Origin of the sequence: Fodinibius sp. Rm-B-1B1-1, from assembly GCF_038594945.1 — a bacterium.
In the GTDB taxonomy this organism is placed as follows: domain Bacteria; phylum Bacteroidota; class Rhodothermia; order Balneolales; family Balneolaceae; genus Fodinibius; species Fodinibius alkaliphilus.
Genome location: NZ_JBCFYD010000002.1, coordinates 284,323 through 303,890, shown reverse-complemented (window position 1 = coordinate 303,890; position 19,568 = coordinate 284,323). Strand labels below are relative to the sequence as shown.

Annotated in this window: 18 protein-coding genes; 11 read left to right on the top strand and 7 right to left on the bottom strand. The window is 40.8% G+C overall.

The genetic code is table 11. The features are described from left to right. The first annotated feature begins 19 nt into the window (after window positions 1-19). The 9 genes from AAFH98_RS08630 to AAFH98_RS08590 all read left to right on the top strand — a co-directional run bounded on the left by AAFH98_RS08630 (window position 20) and on the right by AAFH98_RS08590 (window position 9,625). Window positions 20-544 (top strand): type IV pilus modification PilV family protein, encoded by a 525-nt coding sequence (locus tag AAFH98_RS08630; RefSeq protein ID WP_342522301.1) that lies wholly within the window; start codon window positions 20-22, stop codon window positions 542-544. 20 nt (window positions 545-564) lie between these two features. After that, on the top strand, window positions 565-1,146 hold the full coding sequence (locus AAFH98_RS08625) for a hypothetical protein (protein WP_342522300.1): 582 nt from the start codon (window positions 565-567) through the stop codon (window positions 1,144-1,146). Between the two features lie 24 nt (window positions 1,147-1,170). Next, window positions 1,171-2,193 carry a hypothetical protein gene (locus AAFH98_RS08620; protein WP_342522299.1) on the top strand — a complete coding sequence of 341 codons (1,023 nt, stop codon included), beginning with the start codon at window positions 1,171-1,173 and terminating at the stop codon, window positions 2,191-2,193. A 172-nt stretch (window positions 2,194-2,365) separates the two neighbouring features. Next, complete coding sequence (locus AAFH98_RS08615; RefSeq protein WP_342522298.1) at window positions 2,366-2,884, top strand: DUF4402 domain-containing protein; 519 nt, start codon at window positions 2,366-2,368, stop codon at window positions 2,882-2,884. Between the two features lie 5 nt (window positions 2,885-2,889). Beyond that, window positions 2,890-3,495 (top strand): hypothetical protein, encoded by a 606-nt coding sequence (locus tag AAFH98_RS08610; RefSeq protein ID WP_342522297.1) that lies wholly within the window; start codon window positions 2,890-2,892, stop codon window positions 3,493-3,495. Continuing rightward, a complete protein-coding gene (locus AAFH98_RS08605; RefSeq protein WP_342522296.1) occupies window positions 3,488-4,027 on the top strand; it encodes a hypothetical protein in 540 nt (179 codons plus the stop codon). The genes AAFH98_RS08610 and AAFH98_RS08605 overlap by 8 nt, the downstream gene beginning before the upstream one ends. Window positions 4,028-4,371: 344 nt before the next feature. Beyond that, the gene (locus AAFH98_RS08600; protein ID WP_342522295.1) at window positions 4,372-4,947 is read left to right on the top strand and encodes a hypothetical protein; all 576 of its coding nucleotides are present in this window, start codon (window positions 4,372-4,374) and stop codon (window positions 4,945-4,947) included. Between the two features lie 110 nt (window positions 4,948-5,057). Then, window positions 5,058-5,906 carry a fimbrial biogenesis chaperone gene (locus tag AAFH98_RS08595; protein ID WP_342522294.1) on the top strand — a complete coding sequence of 283 codons (849 nt, stop codon included), beginning with the start codon at window positions 5,058-5,060 and terminating at the stop codon, window positions 5,904-5,906. Further along, complete coding sequence (locus AAFH98_RS08590) at window positions 5,903-9,625, top strand: SPOR domain-containing protein (RefSeq protein ID WP_342522293.1); 3,723 nt, start codon at window positions 5,903-5,905, stop codon at window positions 9,623-9,625. Before AAFH98_RS08595 ends, AAFH98_RS08590 begins: the two co-directional genes overlap by 4 nt. 13 nt (window positions 9,626-9,638) lie before the next feature. Here the strand turns inward: AAFH98_RS08590 and AAFH98_RS08585 are convergent, their stop codons facing one another. The 5 genes from AAFH98_RS08585 to alaS all read right to left on the bottom strand — a co-directional run bounded on the left by AAFH98_RS08585 (window position 9,639) and on the right by alaS (window position 16,716). Then, window positions 9,639-10,043, bottom strand: a complete 405-nt coding sequence (locus tag AAFH98_RS08585; RefSeq protein ID WP_342522292.1) for a hypothetical protein — start codon at window positions 10,041-10,043, stop codon at window positions 9,639-9,641. Window positions 10,044-10,383: 340 nt separating this feature from the next. Further along, the gene (locus tag AAFH98_RS08580) at window positions 10,384-11,643 is read right to left on the bottom strand and encodes a pyruvate dehydrogenase complex dihydrolipoamide acetyltransferase (protein ID WP_342522291.1); all 1,260 of its coding nucleotides are present in this window, start codon (window positions 11,641-11,643) and stop codon (window positions 10,384-10,386) included. Between the two features lie 153 nt (window positions 11,644-11,796). Continuing rightward, a complete protein-coding gene (locus AAFH98_RS08575; RefSeq protein WP_342522290.1) occupies window positions 11,797-12,780 on the bottom strand; it encodes a pyruvate dehydrogenase complex E1 component subunit beta in 984 nt (327 codons plus the stop codon). A 54-nt stretch (window positions 12,781-12,834) separates the two neighbouring features. Beyond that, the gene (gene pdhA / locus AAFH98_RS08570; protein ID WP_342522289.1) at window positions 12,835-13,941 is read right to left on the bottom strand and encodes a pyruvate dehydrogenase (acetyl-transferring) E1 component subunit alpha; all 1,107 of its coding nucleotides are present in this window, start codon (window positions 13,939-13,941) and stop codon (window positions 12,835-12,837) included. A gap of 105 nt (window positions 13,942-14,046) precedes the next feature. Then, window positions 14,047-16,716: an alanine--tRNA ligase gene (gene alaS, locus AAFH98_RS08565; RefSeq protein ID WP_342522288.1), complete on the bottom strand. Its 2,670-nt coding sequence runs from the start codon at window positions 16,714-16,716 to the stop codon at window positions 14,047-14,049. Between the two features lie 170 nt (window positions 16,717-16,886). On the opposite strand from alaS, the gene AAFH98_RS08560 reads away from it, so the two are divergent. Together AAFH98_RS08560 and AAFH98_RS08555 are read left to right on the top strand one after the other, a co-directional pair. After that, entirely contained in the window at window positions 16,887-17,453 is a 567-nt protein-coding gene (locus AAFH98_RS08560; RefSeq protein WP_342522287.1) for a DUF502 domain-containing protein, read from the top strand. A 159-nt stretch (window positions 17,454-17,612) separates the two neighbouring features. After that, entirely contained in the window at window positions 17,613-17,906 is a 294-nt protein-coding gene (locus AAFH98_RS08555; RefSeq protein ID WP_342522286.1) for a hypothetical protein, read from the top strand. Here AAFH98_RS08555 and AAFH98_RS08550 read toward each other — a convergent pair. Together AAFH98_RS08550 and AAFH98_RS08545 are read right to left on the bottom strand one after the other, a co-directional pair. Beyond that, window positions 17,900-18,826 carry a ferredoxin reductase domain-containing protein gene (locus AAFH98_RS08550; protein ID WP_342522285.1) on the bottom strand — a complete coding sequence of 309 codons (927 nt, stop codon included), beginning with the start codon at window positions 18,824-18,826 and terminating at the stop codon, window positions 17,900-17,902. The two genes, AAFH98_RS08555 and AAFH98_RS08550, sit on opposite strands and share 7 nt — an antisense overlap. 160 nt (window positions 18,827-18,986) lie before the next feature. After that, window positions 18,987-19,568: a porin family protein gene (locus tag AAFH98_RS08545; protein ID WP_342522284.1), complete on the bottom strand. Its 582-nt coding sequence runs from the start codon at window positions 19,566-19,568 to the stop codon at window positions 18,987-18,989.

Here is a 19,568-nt window from a genome sequence, read left to right as displayed (position 1 = left end):
ACTATTAATACGATTGGCTATGGTTGGATACAGTGAAGTGTTACAAACAATGGCAGCAATGGTGCTGTTTTCCCTTATTCTGCTGACCTCAAATAAACTGATATTTCTTAACAGTCAGCATGTAGTTGAAAGTGAAGCAGAAAAGAGAGCTATCACTATTGCTCAAAGTTACATCGACAGGGCACGCGCCCTTCCCTTTGATGCTAATACTGCATCAGGTACACCTTCGCAAGTACCAGAAGGATTTTCAGCTTGTGGGCCAGGTACTGGTGAGAGTTCACCAGAAAGTTTCAATGACTTTGATGACTATCACACATGGTCAGAATCTGTAGATTGGGAACCGGGTTCTGGTGATGGAGCTTTTCAAGTCAATATAGATGTGAAGTATGTAAACTCCCCTAATTATGATATGGCATCTGGAACAACCGGAACTCCTTATACCGAATTCAAAAAAATGGTAGTTACAATAACCAGTGACTATCTGAAAGATGGAAACGGAGATTATATTGAAATTAAAATACCGTACTTACGCCGTTATTATTAACAATAACAGAGGGTAACAACATGAATCTCGGTCTAACAACAAGCTTTATTATTGCAGGTATTTTATTGCTGAGTATCCTGAGCATGAATATGAATGTTTCTCAGAGCTCTACCACATTGACGATGCGGCAAATGATACAACAACGAGCGGGAACTATTGCAGAAGTTTTAGAAAAAGACATTTCAAATATTGCTTACAGTCAAGGCGGTCCATATGATGATCCCATTACCGATGCCCGGGAAGGATTTATCGAATTTAAAACGGATATTAATAACGATGGAACACAGGATGTAATCCAATGGAAACACGACGCATCAAACAATCGACTGATTCGAACCCTGAATGGGGATGAAACCACCTTTAATTGGAGTATTACTGACTTCAACATGGCGTACCTCGATAACAATAGAGATATTATTGGTATCAGCACTATCTCTAAACTGGAGGGAAATGACCAGAGCAAACGAAATAGTATTCGTTTTATTGATATATCAATAACTGTACGAAGTCCTGAGCAAATAGGTGGAATGGGTTCATCTGATCCTGATTATATCAAAACAAACTGGAATAGAGAGTTTAGACCAATCAACTTAAGTTTATAGAGGTACACTATCATGGGCAGACCAATGTTAATTATCGTAATGGGCTTACTTGTAGCCTTGGGATATACGTTTATGGGAATGACCAGTCAGCGCAAGGCTATGACCAAGCAATCAGTTAATACCGCAGAACAGGCTATGACCCAAAATATGACTCGCACAGGTATTGAATTTGGGATTAATGAACTAAGTGAGAATCCCAGCTGGGAAAAAAATAGCAAAATAACCAAAACAATAGATGGTGGTACCATTGAATATTTTTGGTCTGACATCCCAAGTTCTAACAATATTAAACTAACTGTAACTGCAACAGTAAATAATACAAGCAATAAGATATTTGCAACAGTATCCACCGGAGAAGCCATTGACTTATCTCAAATACCTGGTGCTATGGGGGTCTATGGCGATGGTACGCAGGTCCAAATCAATGGAAATCCTCCTCAGATAGATGGCAGAAATTATGATATGGATGCAAGTGCCCCTAATGGGGACCAAGATAGTTATAAATCTGGTGTAACTGGAATAAATAGTGAGGGTGAAACCTTTAATTTCAGCGGAAATAGTAATGAAGTAGGAGGCGATTATATCGAAGGGTCACCCAGATATAATGAAGATCCTGAATTAGATGGACAAGTTTGGAATGACGAAATTGCAAATAAATACGTGCCTTCTGCTGAACCATACAATGGTGATCTGGGTTCCAGATCATCACCAAAAATTATAACAGTAAGTGGTAACGAAAGTTATGGTAGTAGTGCAGAAGGTGCTGGCATTCTGATTGTTGAAGCGGGCGGATCGCTTCAACTAACAGGAGACATGAGTTACTATGGACTAATTATTATCAAGGGAAATTTGAAATTAAGTGGATCGCCCCAAATTTATGGATCAGTAATCTTTGCGGATAATTCCAGTATTGATGTAGAGGAGGATCCAGAAGGGGTTTATAGTGGAAATCCCGATATTCGTTATAGTAGTGATGCCCTAAATAATGTTAACGAAAAACTTCAGACAAGTGGGAGTGAAACAAAACTTGTCAGTATGTATAATTGATAAAATTTTTTAAGATAGAAACACATTTAGAATCCACTTATTTAGCTTAAGATTTACTAATGCAGAGGGTACCTCTCCTCTGCATTTTTTATTTTTGGATACAGTTTCAGAGAAATACATGTTATCTGCGTTTGGATAATAAATTTGTAAAACGGCTCAGCGGCTTAATATCATGAACAAACATTTACATTTTCTACTTTGGGGATTGTTATGGCTTTTCCTGTTTCTGCCAAGTTTAGCCCTATCACAAAATAACAATTCAAATTCAGAGGTTTCGATCAACGTATCTGCCCAAGTCATTAGCAGTATCGAAATGATCACCATCCAATCAATGAACCTGTCTCAAGCTGAAAATGACAATGATCGCATCACTATTGATCCGCAAAATAGTTCAAATGCCGGCAAGATGATTGCCATTGGCACGCCTAATTCAGACATACGTATTAGCTACCTTGAGCAACGTGAGTTAACCCGACGTCAGGGCTCAGAAACCCTCATATTTAATTACCAAATTGCGGGTAACACAGAGGACGATCAATCAACGGCTGAACTGCTCAATAGAGAAAATCGTGATTTTGAATTTAACGAGCAGGGACAATTTTATTTATGGATTGGGGGTAACGTAGATATATCTACTGCAACTCCCGGAAATTACGAAGGCGAATTTACAGTAGATATTGAATATATCTAATGGCTATGAAATTTCTCTTTTCCATATTAACATGCTTTTTATTTACGGTCTCGGCACAGGCCCAGCAAATCAATTTCAGCGCTTATGCCGACTACGGGTTAGAAATCATTAACAGCCCACAAGATTTAAACTTTAATCAAGTAGGCCCCATTATTGCTGATGGCAGCACATACTCACTCGACATCCACGAAGGTAATTTTACCATCATAGAAATTGTGGGAGTTAAGTACCTCGATATTTACGTTGATGTAACTGCTGATGATAATATGATTGGAAATAATACGGGCGATGCCATTGACTTTACCCTCAAAGCAGCCTATAGCAATCAGTTGGGGGATGTCAAAGATCCTGCCAGCATTCCTCTCAAGTATATCAATGTAATGAATGATGCTTTTAACATTCGTACTCCCATTCTTGAGCGACAAAGCCAACCACCTAACCCGCCCCCCACACCACCCACTAATGCCACTGATTTAGATCCCAGAACTGATTATTCGAATCCACTTTATGAAACCTTTTACTTGTATTTATATGGAGATATAACTGTGCCTGAAGGCACTTCTGCTGACAGCTATACCGGAAATATCACAGTCACCGTGAGCTATGATTGATGACAACAACATATCCCAAGCTTTAACCTTAAAAATATTTGGCCTGGCACTCCTGCTTTGCTTGTTACAAGCAAATAAAACATCAGCCCAGTTTATTGACCTTCGATTAGATATTGATGCTGAAATTACCGCCCAAACCGAACAATCCCTAAACTTTGGTACGCTTAGCACCAACAGTGGTCGACGCATGATTGAATTTGGCAGTGTTAATATGGGGATTTTTAGTATTACAGCCCTCGAAAATCAATTATTATTAGTCACCTTAGATAAGCCCACCCTCTTGAACCATGATAACCCTGCCATAGAAGAAACTATTCCTTTAGAATTATTTGCACGATATGGATTTTCTATGCAAAATCATGAAGATTCTTTTCCCCTCCCCGAAGCAGTCAGCAATATCAAGGTAGAACCCAATCCAGGACCTGGCCCCTGGAACGCTATCTACATTTTTATGTATGGTACTATTGATATAAACGACGTTCCCGATGGTACGTATTCCAATCAAATTGTATTAAGTGTAGAATACATTTAGGGAAATTCTTAGCCACCATAATACCAAATCCTCTTTCAGATGAATTTTAATTCATCCTGCAAAATATTAATGATTTATAATTTGTGAAGCTCCGCCTATCCTTTAGTTTAAAGCGGCTTTTAGAAAGCTTATTACGGCTATTTTATTTGTGTAATTAATCATCTATCGAATTACTCTATTTCAAAATACGGGATAAAAATACCCCTCAACATTAACGCTCGTTAATGCAGATTAAAAGGCTCTTAATTAATAGAACTTAATTTTAAGCCTCTTAGAATCTCGTTAATTTTGAGGTGAAACAAAGAAACTACACGGTTATTATTCACAACAAAACAATACTATCTATGAAACGGTCAATCTCTATTCTTTCGGTTTTAGCTTTCGTTTTGGCATTTAGCGGAAGTGCTTTGGGACAATCTGAAAATATTTCAGCTACAGCTCAAGTAATTACTAATATTGCAACAGACGTGGCTCAAGATGTTAATTTTGGAAATATAGATCCTTCTCTGGCAAGTACTCCAACTTTAGATGTAACAAATGGTAATACCTCAAATACCGATGGGGCTGGTCAATTAGGTTATGTTCATGTAACAAGTGGAGAACCTGACCAAAGTGTTACCGTAGAATGGAATGGAGGTAGCAATACAACAAATTTAGGTAGAGATGGAAATCCAGAAACAATAGAATGGACAATTGAAGTAGGATCCGTTGGTGGTAACGTCACATCAGGTGGTGGTACTGATATATCAAGTAATAATGGAACTGCTGGAAATGTTACTCTTGACGGGAGTGGACTTACCACTCTAATTTTTGGCGGACAATTAACAGGTAAGAGCACAACTGGTGATTTACCAGCAGACACTTATACCTCTGGCTTTGGTGATGGAGACGTGGCTGTTACTATTTCTTATGACCTTTAAATTCAAGCTTGATTCACAAAAGCTCCAGATTTAATTATCTGGGGCTTTTTTTATACAAATTAACTTTCTATATATTGTAGCTGACTTATCGGGATCAAATATTATCAATCATGACATTATTCGTATCTGCCGACATTAAAAAAGCTACAATATTTTTTATTTCCTTTTTTTGTCTGATCTTTGCTTCACAATCCATAGCACAGGTTAGTATTGCCCCTACTTCTCTATTCTTTGACAATCAAAATCGTTTTGGTTCACTTACCATCAGTAATGGTGGGCAGCAAGCTCAGGAAATTTCCATAAGCACTGAATTTGGTTATCCAACAACACAAGATGGAAACCTTACTGTCGTTAATGATTCAGTAATGGCAGAAAAAAAGTCTATTGCAGACTGGGTCAAAATATTCCCCCAGAATTTTACTCTACAACCCAATCAGCGTCAAACCGTTCGCTTTGTCTCACGTCCGCCTAATAACCTGGATCCTGGTGGCTACTGGTCACGTGTGAAAATTCGGTCAAACCCAGTATCTCCCCCAATCGAGTCGGTTGAAGAGGGAGAAGTTGGTGCTCAAATTAATTTAGTTGTGAACCAGGTAATAGCGGCACACTATCGTACACAAGATGCCCAAACGGGAGTCGAAGTTTCATCAGTAGATTTTGACCGCGAAGACGACACCGGACAAATTGCAGTAAGTATGAAACAATTAGGCAATGCGCCTTTTGTAGGATCTATTAGCCTGCAAGTGACGGATGATACTGGAGAAAAAATTTGGGAAACTACAACCACAAATTCGGTTTATACCACTATCACACGATCTTTCAATATGGATCTTTCAGAGTTAGATCCTGGTCAATATACCATTAGTGGTAAAATCGTTTCACAACGACGCGACATTAGTCAAGACCACCTCTTGCAAATTCAACCTGTTTCATTCAAAAAACAAATCACGATTGAGTGATCAACCGATGGCTACCGACTAAAATATCTGCCTATTTGGCAACAGTTTGGCTGCTGTTTGCCCTTGCATCGGTGGCCCAAGCCCAACAAAGTGATGAAAACGAGGGTACTGAAGTATATCTCACCTTCCAGTATCGAGGGGTTGTAAGTAATTACGTTACAGCTTACTATAAAGACGAGCAATTTTATCTTCCCGTTAGCGAGCTCTTCTCATTACTGCAAATAGACCATACAATTGACCAAGGCAACCTTTCTATTTCCGGACTATATCTTGGTGAAGACGAATATATGCTGGATTTCTCTAAGCAGATTGCTCAAGCTGGAAATACTAAAATCAATCTGCAAGCCGAAGATTTTCTTATTAAGGAGATTGATTATTTTTTAAGACCAGAAGTTTTTGACCAGCTTTTTGAACTGGAATTTTCTACTAATTTTAATAACCTAACTCTTGATCTGGCAACAAATGATAAAATGCCAGTCATTGCCCAATATGAACGAGAGCAGGAACGTCAACGGCTAAATCGCGATCAGCCCCTCTTCGATCGCAGTTATTATCCTCTTCAGTATGATCGCAACTACCAAACTCTCAATGGTGCCTTTTTGGACTACAATCTATCGGGGGTCTATTCCACGAACTCTAAACTATTTACTTTTAGTAACAGTTTGGGAGCCGAAGTCTTGGCTGGCGATGTTCAGGGTAATATATTCGGTGTATTCTCAAACCAACAATCTGAACTCACTACTCAAGGGCTTCGGTGGCGTTATGTCCAACGAGATAACAGGTATTTTAGCAGCGCTATTGCCGGGCAAACAAATTCGGAAGGAATCAGCAGTCGAGCCATCACTGGAGTTAAAATATCCAATAAACCAGTAGAGCCACGCCGCCTGTTCGACCGTTATCCTATAGAGGGCAACGTCCCTGCTCAATCCGAAGTAGAGCTATATCTCAATAATAGATTAGTTGACTACCAAGAAGCAGACGAATCAGGTAATTATCGATTCTTAGTTCCCCTTACATATGGAAGTACCAATTATTCGGTGCGTGTTTTTACCCCATCAGGTCGAAACCTGGAACGAAACAACAGAATCCAAGTGCCTTTCGATTATCTCCCGCCCGGGCAGGTTGACTACAACATCAGTGCAGGCCAATTAGAAAATCCTATTTTGGGATCAAGTAAACGAGGATATATCGGTGAGGCAAGCCTTTCAACGGGTATTACCAATTGGTTAACAGCCCAGGGATCATCAGAATATCTTACAGAATACCATGAGAAGGTCCCCTCATTCACCGGGACATTAAACGCCCGACTTTTTTCAAAATATTTGATTAGTGCCAGTGCAAACTCAGAAAATTTTTACAGGCTATCGTCAAGCGTAGTCTATAGCAGTGGGGCCAGCTGGAGTCTATCCTATGATTATAATCCCGGAGATAGCAGGTTGTATAATATCGGTGGAAGTGATCACTTAGGTCGAATTACTCTTTTCACTCCTTTCCAAATCGGGAATGTCCCTTTAAATCTGCGTTGGTCAACAAACTATCAGCAAAGCGGTACCAACAGCATCTATAGGTACCGGGCTGACTTAAACAGCAGAATTGGACGGTTAAACGTCCGTATAGGATATCAGGATCAACAATCCGGTAGTCTCAATTGGGAAACAACCTCATCCTCTCGCATTACAAACTCCTACACCTACTCAATGGGCCGTTTCAACGATATACCAGCCCTCTTACGAGGTATGTTTATCCGTGGACAACTTTCGTACCTGCCAGGGTTACAAGAATTGGAGGAAATGGAATTTCAGTTATCTCGTGACCTTTTCCAAACAGGGAGATTACAATTAACCTACGGGCGTAATTTTCTTGGCGGATTTAACTCGCTCAGCCTAAACATTACCGTTGACTTTAATAAAGTACGCAGCAATACCTCAGCCCGCACAACAGGCTCAAGTGTAACAATAAACCAGAGTATCAGGGGTTCTATAGGATACGACCCTTACGGTGATCAGCTCTTGATGACAAACCGCCAGCAAGTTGGTCAAGCCGGAGCAGCAGTACGACTTTTCGTGGATAATAATAATGACGGCACCTTCCAGGATAGTACTGATGAAGTCATTACTGATCCTGCTGTTCGTATGAATCGGGCAGGCGGCCGTACGCAAGTCAAAAACAACATCAATTATATTTCACAACTCCTACCCTATTATCGGTATGATCTTGAGATCAATAAAGGGGCTTTGAGCAATCCGCTGTTAGTTCCCAATGTCGAAAATTTTTCTATTATTACCGATCCCAACCAATTTAAGACGATAGAGATTCCTTTCTATCTATCAGGTGTTATTTCCGGTCGGGTTGATAGAAAACGTAATGATAAGCTTGAGGGCTTAAGCGGCGTTCGATTATATCTGGAATCAAATTATAAAAATGATTCTAAACGGGAACCATTCAGTGAAGAGATTCGTACTTTTTCTGACGGGTCCTTTTATACCTATGAAGTTCCACCCGGACGATACCACCTCTATGTAGATCCCAATCAACTGGACTTTCTACAGGTTGAATCCAAGCCTGATACCATGAGCATTGAGGTAGAATCTTTAGCAGAGGGAGATTTTATTGAAGGGTTAAATTTTGTTTTACAATCCAATGATGACTCTCTTGAGACCCAAGACCCCATAAGTACCCAAGATACGTCTGCAATAGAAGTATCGAAGAATGAGCTATCAGATCAAAAACGCTATTATCAAATTCAACTTGCCAGCTTTAAAACAGAAAAGAAGGCTAAGCGTATTGCATTAGAAGCAGCTCAACAATTGGGAGGGGCATTTTCAGTAATTTATAATACCAATACCAAACTTTATGGAATTAGAAGTGTTCCTCTTCAAAGTCGAAATCAAGCTGTAGAAACAATATTATCGTATCATAACAGCCAATATAAACAAGCAGCCTTAGTAGTCCTTAGTAATGGAGATAAAACCTCCAATAATGTTCAAGGTAAATTTATTCAAATTGGGGCTTTTAGCACTAAAGAACGAGCTGAAGAGTTTGCCCAAAACTCTGCCAAAAAACTTCAGCAAGAGACAGCTGTAACATATAATAGTAAACTTGACCTTCATAAAGTTTATCTAAATCAAAAATTTGAATCAGAGGCGCAACGTAGCAGGATACTTTCCTCAATCCGATCACAATATACCTTTGACAAGGCTTTTATAAATGAAGAACAACGAATCCAGATTGGAGCTTTTAGTAACAAACAATCTGCCCAACTCTTTGCAGACCAAGCCCAAGTAACCCTGCACCGCAATGTATCTGTTACCTTTGACGAAGAAAAACAACTACACGAAGTTTATATAGATCAACATGCTAATAACCAACAAGAGCTTCGGAAACAATTAGCTGCAATTCGTAATACCCAATCCCCCTTTTATGATGCTTTCATAAATGTATTCAACCATCCTCTACCGAATACAGGTCAAACTCCAAGCCGTGCTATAGAATTTACTTATCAAGTTGAAGTTCGTGGAGTTACAAAAGATTCAGAACAAGCCTTCATCTCGTCTATCCAAGACAGAAATACAGATACAAACTTAGCCCAACCCAAAGAAAATAAAATTGTTTTCCAGAATGTTAGCAGCTGGACAGAAGCACAACAATTACAGCAAAAGCTATCTCAAATAGCTACAGTCAGCCGACCTATTGTTATACTGGTAGAACAACGAAATTAACCATGACATTTTTTTAAAAATACTCAATAGATGTCGTCATTTCTCCTCGGTAAACACTACTCATCATTTCTGAAGACTTCTTACCAACAAACTGGATACTATTTTTACCTAACTGACCTTGCTCTCTGCTGACAATATCCATTTTTACTTGATGTCCACTGCCATCCGTTAAAACAATCTGATCAGAACTTTTTATCAGCGCCTCCCCTTTTTCAATTCCTTGTAGATTTATAGCCCCTATTTCAGCATTATGGCGGCCCGAGAACCAAACAATTGGAGACATTTTCGCTTCTACACTGGCCCCACTCACCACCGTAACACTAACACGCATCGTTGCCTGGGCAGTATTTTGTCCGTAGGAAGGTGTAGCAAAAAATCCTATCAGGAAAAGAATTGATATGAAAACATGTTTAACCACTTTACTCTCTGTTGGTGATTGAATCTACATCCATAATATTAAAATATTTTAATATTAGAAAATTTTAATATTAAAGACTGCGTAGATTTGTTAATAATCGCCTTTATCAGGTTACTGAGGGCATTTTACATTTATTAGAAATATCACCATTCCTGATAAAAAAGATTATTCGTATGAAAATGCTCAGAAATGCTCTTCTACAACTTATTAAATTCGTTGTATCAACTGTTTTTAGGCGGGGTAAAAAATACTAACAGTAAAGAGTTGCAAGAGACAACATAAAATATAAAAGCCCTGAACCTCTCGATTCAGGGCTTTAAAAATTGGATTTTAAAATAGCTTAGAGCACTAATCCCAATGGATTTTCAAGCATACTCTTAAGCGTATTCAAAAATTTAGCGGCAACAACACCATCTACGATACGATGATCACTCGAAAGCGTAACCTTCATTCGCTTGCCAGGCACTATTTCTCCATCCTCAACCACGGGTACTTCACGAATAGCCCCCACAGCGAGAATACATGCATTAGGTGGATTGATAATAGCAGTAAACTCCTCAATACCAAACATTCCTAAATTACTAACCGTAAAGGTACTGCCTTCCATTTCTTCGGGCTGTAAATCACGGTTTTGGGCTTTTTCAATAAGAGTTTTACTCTCAGCTGCAATCTGCTGCAAGCCTTTCTGGTCGGTATTATCAATCACCGGTGTAAGCAATCCTTCGTCAATCCCCACAGCAACGGCCACATTTACATCACCATGCTCAACAATCTTGTCACCATGCCATGAGCTATTCACCTGCGGATGCTGTCGTAATGCAGTAGCACATGCTTTAACAACAATATCATTAAAGCTAATCTTGCTTTCACTAATTTCGTTTAACTGCTTGCGCGCATCCCAAACCGCACTCATATCGATATCAATTGTTTCATAAAAATGTGGGCTGCTAAACTTACTTTCAGAAAGTCTGCGAGCAATCGTCTTACGCATTTGTGATACGCGATGTTCTTTATCTTCGCGCGATACCGTAGCTGCAGGCGCAGCGGCCGGAGCTTTTGAAGGCTCATAGCTTTCGATATCTCGTTTAATAATACGTCCATGTGGACCGCTACCCTCTACATTCGCAAGATTAATGCCTTGCTCTTCAGCCATATTACGAGCTAATGGAGAAGCTTTAATCCGTCCGTCATCAGACTGACCATTTTCTTTCTCATCAAGGTCTCCAAAGACCGGATCAAAACTCTCTTCCTTTTCATCACCCATAGATTCAGCAGAATCCTCAGATTTTTCTTTATCAGCCGTATCTTCAGAAGATCCACCCGCAGATTTTGCTTCTTCCAGGATATCGCTGATATCTTCTCCTTCTTCACCAATTACGGCAATCAAACCACCGAGCGGTACAGCATCTCCTTCCTCTACTAAAATTTTGAGAATCGTTCCGGCATCAAAAACCTCAACTTCCATTGTCGCCTTATCGGTTTCCACCTCAGCAATCACATCGCCGGATTCGACACTATCTCCTTCTTCAACATTCCACGCAGCGATCACGCCTTCTTCCATCGTATCGCTTAGCTTGGGCATTTCAACCTTAACTGCCATAGTAGTTAAATTTAAATTATTAACTGGTTGTAATTTTATTCAACAAATCAATTTAAAAATCAGTGTCATCCTGAATTCAGTTCAGGATCTTATTTAAGTTAGTTCTTCAAGATTCTAATCCCGAAAGCTTTCAGGACAGAATGACACGAGGTATTACTTGCGATAAGTAACGGTATTCACAGCATCAATCACCTGATCCGGACTGGGCAACCACTCATCAAACAAATTCTTTGCAAAGGGGGCATTTGTATCCGGAAGCGTTACCCGTTGAACCGGCGCATCCAGGTAATCAAAAGCCTCGCGCTGGATCAAATATCCAACTTCAGCCGCAAGCCCGCCAAACGGATGTGCTTCATCCACAATTACGCAGCGATTGGTTTTGCGGATGGATTTCACAATCGTTTCCATATCCAATGGCTTAACCGTCCGAGGATCAATAATTTCTACATCCACATCTTCTTTCGCCAACTGTTCAGCAGCTTGCGTTGCAACATGATACATCTTTCCATGCGCTACCACCGTTACGTCACTGCCTTCGCGCTTCACCTTGGCTTTTCCTATGGGGATGGTAAAATCATCTTCTTCAGGCACTTCTCCTTTCAGGCCATACATCTGCTCCGACTCCATAAACAATACCGGATTGTCATCACGAATTGCAGACTTCAACAATCCCTTAGCATCAGCAGGTTCGGAGGTATAAATTACTTTTAGTCCAGGAAAATGAGCATACATTGCATCATAAGAAACCGAGTGGGTTGCACTTAGCTGGCCTGCTGATGCGTTGGGACCACGAAAAACAATCGGAATCTCCACCTGTCCACCGGTCATATACCGTACTTTGGATGCGTGATTAATAATTTGGTCAGCGGCCAACACCGCAAAATTAAACGTCATAAATTCTACAATTGGGCGCAGACCATTCATCGCCGCCCCTACACCAATGCCGGCAAAACCCAGTTCCGAGATAGGCGTATCAATCATACGTTTCGATCCGTATTTATCGAGCAGACCTTCGGTTACCTTATAGGCTCCGTCGTATTCGGCGACTTCTTCACCCATTACAAAAATATCTTCATCCTGGCCCATTTCTTCATCTATTGCAGCCCGGATTGCTTCTCTGAATTGTAACTCAGCCATTTTTAATTAGTTATTTCAAAAATTGTCGATTCGTAATTTATCAGAAATCAAAAATTATGTATGGAAAGGATAATCATCTTCCGCAAACATGTGGTCATAGAGTGCTTCTTTTTCGGGGAAGTCACTCTCTTCAGCAAAGTCAATCGCTTCCATCACTGTGTCTTCCACACTGTCTTTAATTTCTTCGACTTTATCGTCATCGATAATATCTTCATCCAACAGATAGTTCTTAATACGCTCCACCGGATCAAGCTTCTCATATTCTTCAAGCTCTTCCTTGCTACGATATTTCATGGGATCTGACATGGAATGGCCGCGATAGCGATAGGTGCGAATTTCTACAAACCACGGCTCAGAATTTTCGCGGACATCCTCGGCAATTTCTTTCATCTTTTCATAGACCGTAAGTACGTCCATGCCATTAATGACCATCTTCTTCATATCAAAGCCATCAGCACGATCCACGATTTCACCAGTAGAATGACGGTGAACAGCAGTACCCATTGCATACCCGTTATTTTCTACCGCATAAATGCAAGGCAGTCCCCAATTTTGACTCATATTCAATGTCTCGTGCAACGCACCCTGTGGTACCGCACCGTCACCCAAGAAACAAGCAGTAACACGTCCATTCTGCTTATATTTATTGGCAAAGGCAATTCCACCGCCAAGGGGAATATGTCCGCCTACAATACCATAACCGCCCCAAAAATGTTCATCAACATTGGCAAAGTGCATCGAGCCCCCTTTACCTTTCGAGCAGCCGGTCACTTTGCCATAAAGTTCAGCCATCCCCTCTTTGGGCGATACGCCACGAACAAGTCCCCATCCGTGATCACGATAAGCAGTAATAATATCGTCGTCAGCATTTAAGGCATAAGTTGTTCCGGTCGAAATCGCTTCCTGTCCCATGTAGAGGTGAAGGAATCCACCAAATTTCCCTTTCTGATACATCTGCATAGCACGCTCTTCGAATCGGCGCTGCAAATACATTTGCTCAAACATATCGACGACATCATCGTCTGATAGTCCTAAATCATCATGATTCTTGTCTGTGGGATCGGGTAGCTCCGTACTGCGGATAATTTCTCCGTTTGTGCGAATACCCGTGCCCGTTGGAGTAAACGAAACTTCTTCTGCGTTCTTTTTCTTTTTGGCCATAATATCTTTTTACAGCAGATTAGCTGTTACAACGTTTTCAGTTCAAATTCCTTAAAATAGGGTCAGAAAATATACCTAAAATTATGGAAGATTACAGGTTCGGCTTTAATCTAAATGTTTGCCGATTATTGAAGGTAGTTTATCGAACATCTCTTTCAATTTTTCAGGCTTTCGTCCACCGGCTGTAGCTAAGTTCGGCTGACCGCCGCCGCCACCACCGAGCATCTGTCCAAGTTCACCGACCAGCGCGCCGGCTTTAAGATCTTTTCCTTCGATAAGATCTTTGGTCACCGCCGCCATTACATATACTTTTCCTTCCTCAGAATCTTTTGCTCCAAGTATAGTGATCGTATTTTCTTTCTGTTTATCGAGCGACTCATATCCCAGCTGCTTCAACAGATCCATATCAGCATGAGGTATTTCTCCAGATACCAGCCTGACCCCACCATTAATTTCAGTTCCCGATTGGATTAAGTTATCTAACCGTGAAGCACTTTGCTGCTTACGCAGTTCTTCCAGCTCTTTTTCAAGCTCTTTACGTTCTTCAATAAGCTGATGAATATCGCGCACTAAATCCTGACTCTGACCAATTTCAGAGCGAATATTCTGAATCAGTTCGCTCTCACTTCTTAAATATTCATCCACACTCTGGCCAACCTTTGCTTCGATACGCCGGATGCCCGCTGCTGCAGATGATTCGCTCGTAAACCGAAAATAGCCAATTTCACCAGTAGCATCGACGTGTGTACCACCACAAAGCTCCATTGAATATTCGGGATCGAAGGAAATTATGCGAACTTTATCGCCATATTTTTCACCAAACAACATCGTTGCGCCACGTTCCTTAGCTTCATCGATAGGTACTTCACGTTCTTCCTGCTTGGAGATATTCTGCTGAATCCGATCGTTTACAATTTCTTCAATCTTATTGAGCTCTTTATCCGTAATCTGCTCATAGTGCGAAAAGTCAAATCGCAGATGATTTTCATCCACGAGAGAACCTTTCTGCTGCACGTGGTCACCGAGCACCTGCTTTAAAGCGGCATGTACCAAGTGCGTGGCCGAGTGATGCTTACGGATTTCCTTGCGTCGCTCACCATCCACCATAGCCTCCCATTCTCCACTGGGATCTTCGGGCAGATGGTTTACGAAATGGATATATCCATCTGGAGATTGCTGTACCCCCAGCACACGCAGATGGTCATCACCATTACTGATGATACCCGTGTCGGCCACCTGTCCACCACTTTCGGCATAAAAAGGGGTTTGGTCAAGAATAATAGCTCCCTGGTCGCCATCTTTACGCATAGCTTTAATATTACTCCAGGTTGACAATGAATCGTATCCTACAAACTCAAAGTCATCGGTATCAGAAACTGGAATCCATTCCTTTGGGGATGACTGATCTACACTAAACTGTCCAGCGGCACGAGCACGTTCTTTCTGCTCTTTCATTCGTTTTTCAAACCCACTCACATCAACTTCAACACCACGCTCACGTGCCATCAGCTGTGTTAAATCGATAGGAAATCCATACGTATCGTGCAGCTTAAAGGCATCCTCACCAGGCAATTTATCCTTGCCTTCGATCATCTCCTCAAAAAGCTCAATGCCTTGTCCTAACGTATTTAAAAAGCTCTTTTCTTCGGATTGAATTACATTCTGCACGTAATCCTGTTGGTTAACAAGCACCGGAAACACCTCCTTAAACTGTTCGGCCAGCACTGGAACCAACTTGTAGAAAAACGGCTTTTTCAAATCCAGCTTATCCCAACCATAGCGAATAGCACGTCGTAAAATACGTCGGATCACATATCCTCGTCCGTCGTTGCCGGGCGATGCCCCATCCGCAATAGAAAAACTGACCGCACGAATGTGATCGGCAATTACCCGCATGGCAATATCAATCTCGTCATCATCCCCATACGAAACATCGGCCAGCTCCCCGATTTTGTCGAGCAGTGGCGTAAAAAGGTCGGTATCGTAATTCGATTTCTTATCCTGAAGTACAGCACAAATACGCTCAAAGCCCATACCCGTATCAACGTGTTGAGCAGGCAGCTTTTCGAGCGTACTGTCGGGTTGACGATTGAACTGGATAAACACCAGATTCCAAATCTCCATCACCCGGGGATCGTCCATATTTACGAGTTCGGCACCATCTTTTTTAGCACGTTCTTCATCAGGGCGAATATCCACATGTACTTCGGAGCACGGACCACATGGACCGGTATCTCCCATTTCCCAAAAGTTATCTTTCTTATCAAACTTCAAGATGTGATCTGGGTTAATCGACGTTTCTTCTTTCCACAACTCTATAGACTCCTGATCTACCGGCAAACCGTCGCTCTCATCCCCTTCAAAAACCGTAGCATACAAGCGGTCAGGTTCCAGACCCCACTTATCGACGAGTAACTCCCAGGCATAGCGGATAGCTTCGCGTTTAAAGTAGTCCCCAAACGACCAGTTTCCGAGCATCTCAAACAACGTGTGGTGATAGGTATCATACCCCACTTCTTCCAGATCATTATGCTTACCACTTACGCGAATACACCGCTGACTATCAACCACCCGCTGCCAGGTTTCTCCATCCTTATCATACCCCGACTGTTCTCCCATAAATATGGGTTTAAACTGATTCATCCCCGCATTAGTAAACAATAGCGTGGGATCATTTTGAGGAACAACTGGAGCACTCGAAACAATAGCATGGTCTTTTTCCTTAAAGAAATCCAGAAACTCCTCGCGTATTTGTGCAGAACTCTTGTGGGACATCAGTTTTGACTTAACTTAATTACAGATTCATTAGATCGTTGAAAATAGCAAAAAATCCTGTTGAACTCATCTTAAATACCAACCTGAAAAATTGCTCTGTTGCACCCATCGTTTTACTACCATAGATTACGCAACATCATCAATCAGCTACCCAAAAAAATTTTCTTGTTATGCGACCTATAATTAACAATTTCTTACGGGGATTATTACTTGTTTTTCCCATTACTGCCACCATATATATTATCTTCTCGGCAGCAAGATGGTCGAACAACTTTTTTAATGACCTCCTTTTTGAATGGCTTAATCTCGATATTCCCGGTTTGGGATTGATTACAGTCTTCGTTGGAATTACTGTAGTTGGGTATATTTTTTCACGAGCTATTACTCGTCCTATTGTTACCTATTTTGAGCGCTTTCTAAAAAAAGTGCCTTTCATAAAAATTATCTATACCTCGCTTAAGGAACTTACCGAAGCTTTTGTCGGTGATAAAAAACGATTCAATAAACCTGTTCTTATTGATTTTGGTGGCGTTGAGGCCAAACGCATCGGATTTGTAACGCAGAAAGATCTCAGCGCTCTTGGAATTGAGGACACCGTTGCTGTCTATTGTCCTCATTCATATAACTTTTCCGGCAACTTGTACTTAGTTCCCGCTGAAAATGTAACCCCTATTGACCACAACTCGACCGACGTGATGAAATATGTGGTATCTGGAGGAGTTACCAATATTTCATAACATCAGCCTGCAAAATCATTCGCCAGCTATAAACTAATTTATGCATCCTATCGTTGCACCGATAACATCTTTAACGGATATCAAAAAAACGTTTGTAGATCAATTTTACGAAAAATAAATCTTCAAATTACTTTTGTATAAATATAAATGGGTAAACCTTTGCCAAAAGACGCATATCATAAGTCAGACATAAAAATCAATTCGGTGGAAGGTAAACTAAATTTGGTTGGCCCCTGTTCTTATCCCGAAAAGTGGTGTAATAAATGGAATAAAGAACTTTCTGATTTTTACAAACGATTTGCTCTTAATCCGGGCCTTTTAGGCATCACCCCAGAGTTGCAAAATCCCGACGATAAAGAAAAAGTCGCAGAAATGCTTAATCGAGAACTATCCTATATCCTCAATCCAACCCTGATGAAGGATTTAAAAAGACTCTTTGGGCAATATCAATAAACTTCAACAAATGTCCTTGAGGAAGGTTTAACATATCTTTTTAGATCTCGCTCATCCCATTCTTCGGGCGTTTTACCTGATGCCGGCTCTCGTACATCCAAATATTCTGCCAGCCCCTTTTTAGCCAATGCAGGATAGATTCCACGTTCCATCCCCTTCAGTCCACAAATATACATGAGTGTATTATCTTGCTCCATGATAGGATCAAGTAGCTCTGCATCATCCCAAAGCGCAGTTTGGACATACTTTTTTGACCCATCAGTACGCCGATCTTCGCGCGACACACGAGGTAAGTAGTGGAAGTTGTCATATTCCTCATCCAACGACTCAAAATAATCAGCATACAGCAGATCAGTACGATAAGCACATCCAAAAACCAATACAATTTCGTTTTCAAATCCCTGATCGAGTAGCTCCTTAATCATTCCACGATATGGAGCAATACCGGTACCGGTTGCAAAAAAAACGTAGTTAAAATCGTGAGCATTCTCGGGTAGTAAAAACCTCCGGCCGCTGGGCCCTGTCATCTTAACCATATCACCAGGCTGTAAATCTGCCAAATAGTTTGAGCACACTCCCAAATAGAGTTCATTATTATCGAACTCTTCGATGGTTCGCTTAACCGTTGTTGAAATAAGGTTGGGCTTGCCCTCCTCGCCTTTGGTGGGAGAAGAAATTGAATATAACCGTAATTTATAATCACGCCCCTTTTCATTTTTACCAGGAGGTAAAATTCCAATAGACTGCCCTACCCGTACATGTCCCTCGAGATCTGTACCTGAAATATCGAATGTGACATGGCGGACAAAATTGGGACTACTTTCTTTTGTGCAAATCCTGTTTTCAACGATAGGAACTTCTACAGGATCTTTAGGAGTGTAAATATTGAGTTCAACTTCGGGGAGCTTAATCTCCGGCATACTGCTACTTGTAATACGTTATTTAGATCTAATTTAAACGGCTATGAACTTGTAAATGTTCTGCCAAAATTACAAGCATTTTTTAAATGAAATAAATCCCGAAAATAAAAAAAGACCCGCCTTTTAAAACGGGCCTTTCATACAATAATTTAATGAACTTTTATAGATAAAACATCAGTCCAGCTGTAAAGACATTACCATTATAATTGGCATTTTCGGTACTCATCTCATTGTCATCGGGATTTAGAAACAGATAACGGTAGTCAAAGTTGAGAGCTGCATTTTGGTTGATAGGAAATTCCACTCCAAAGCCAAGGTGATAACCAAAATTAAACTCGTTATCCACATCATCAAATACACCATCATAGTCATATATAGTATAATAAGCTCCTAATCCAGCAATTCCATACGGAGCAAAGTTTTTGCTCACTGGCAAAAACATAAGTGCTGAAGCTGTCACAGGTACTAACTTTGTTTCCAGCGTTTGTCCGCCAATAGAATATTCCTGAGCCGCACGATACTCTACGGAACCCTCTAAACCAATGACAGATCCCAGTCGAACTCGCGACTGCGCACCAATATAAAAATTGCCATTATCAGCATCATTAGCTTTGTAATACCCTAACCGAGGACCAATACCAAGGGTATTTTTAATGGTTGCATCGGATGAAGCCTGCTGTGCCTGAGATATTGATGGGGCAAATAAAAATACAATAATAGGAAGTAATAATAATTTCTTCAT

What these genes read in the sequence shown, in the direction of transcription:
- AAFH98_RS08630 (WP_342522301.1), top strand. Translation starts at nt 20, where the DNA reads ATGGTTGGATACAGTGAAGTGTTACAAACAATGGCAGCAATGGTGCTG.
- AAFH98_RS08625 (WP_342522300.1), top strand. Translation starts at nt 565, where the DNA reads ATGAATCTCGGTCTAACAACAAGCTTTATTATTGCAGGTATTTTATTG.
- AAFH98_RS08620 (WP_342522299.1), top strand. Translation starts at nt 1,171, where the DNA reads ATGTTAATTATCGTAATGGGCTTACTTGTAGCCTTGGGATATACGTTT.
- AAFH98_RS08615 (WP_342522298.1), top strand. Translation starts at nt 2,366, where the DNA reads ATGAACAAACATTTACATTTTCTACTTTGGGGATTGTTATGGCTTTTC.
- AAFH98_RS08610 (WP_342522297.1), top strand. Translation starts at nt 2,890, where the DNA reads ATGAAATTTCTCTTTTCCATATTAACATGCTTTTTATTTACGGTCTCG.
- AAFH98_RS08605 (WP_342522296.1), top strand. Translation starts at nt 3,488, where the DNA reads ATGATTGATGACAACAACATATCCCAAGCTTTAACCTTAAAAATATTT.
- AAFH98_RS08600 (WP_342522295.1), top strand. Translation starts at nt 4,372, where the DNA reads ATGAAACGGTCAATCTCTATTCTTTCGGTTTTAGCTTTCGTTTTGGCA.
- AAFH98_RS08595 (WP_342522294.1), top strand. Translation starts at nt 5,058, where the DNA reads ATGACATTATTCGTATCTGCCGACATTAAAAAAGCTACAATATTTTTT.
- AAFH98_RS08580 (WP_342522291.1), bottom strand. Translation starts at nt 11,643, where the DNA reads ATGGCAGTTAAGGTTGAAATGCCCAAGCTAAGCGATACGATGGAAGAA.
- AAFH98_RS08575 (WP_342522290.1), bottom strand. Translation starts at nt 12,780, where the DNA reads ATGGCTGAGTTACAATTCAGAGAAGCAATCCGGGCTGCAATAGATGAA.
- pdhA (WP_342522289.1), bottom strand. Translation starts at nt 13,941, where the DNA reads ATGGCCAAAAAGAAAAAGAACGCAGAAGAAGTTTCGTTTACTCCAACG.
- alaS (WP_342522288.1), bottom strand. Translation starts at nt 16,716, where the DNA reads ATGTCCCACAAGAGTTCTGCACAAATACGCGAGGAGTTTCTGGATTTC.
- AAFH98_RS08560 (WP_342522287.1), top strand. Translation starts at nt 16,887, where the DNA reads ATGCGACCTATAATTAACAATTTCTTACGGGGATTATTACTTGTTTTT.
- AAFH98_RS08550 (WP_342522285.1), bottom strand. Translation starts at nt 18,826, where the DNA reads ATGCCGGAGATTAAGCTCCCCGAAGTTGAACTCAATATTTACACTCCT.
- AAFH98_RS08545 (WP_342522284.1), bottom strand. Translation starts at nt 19,568, where the DNA reads ATGAAGAAATTATTATTACTTCCTATTATTGTATTTTTATTTGCCCCA.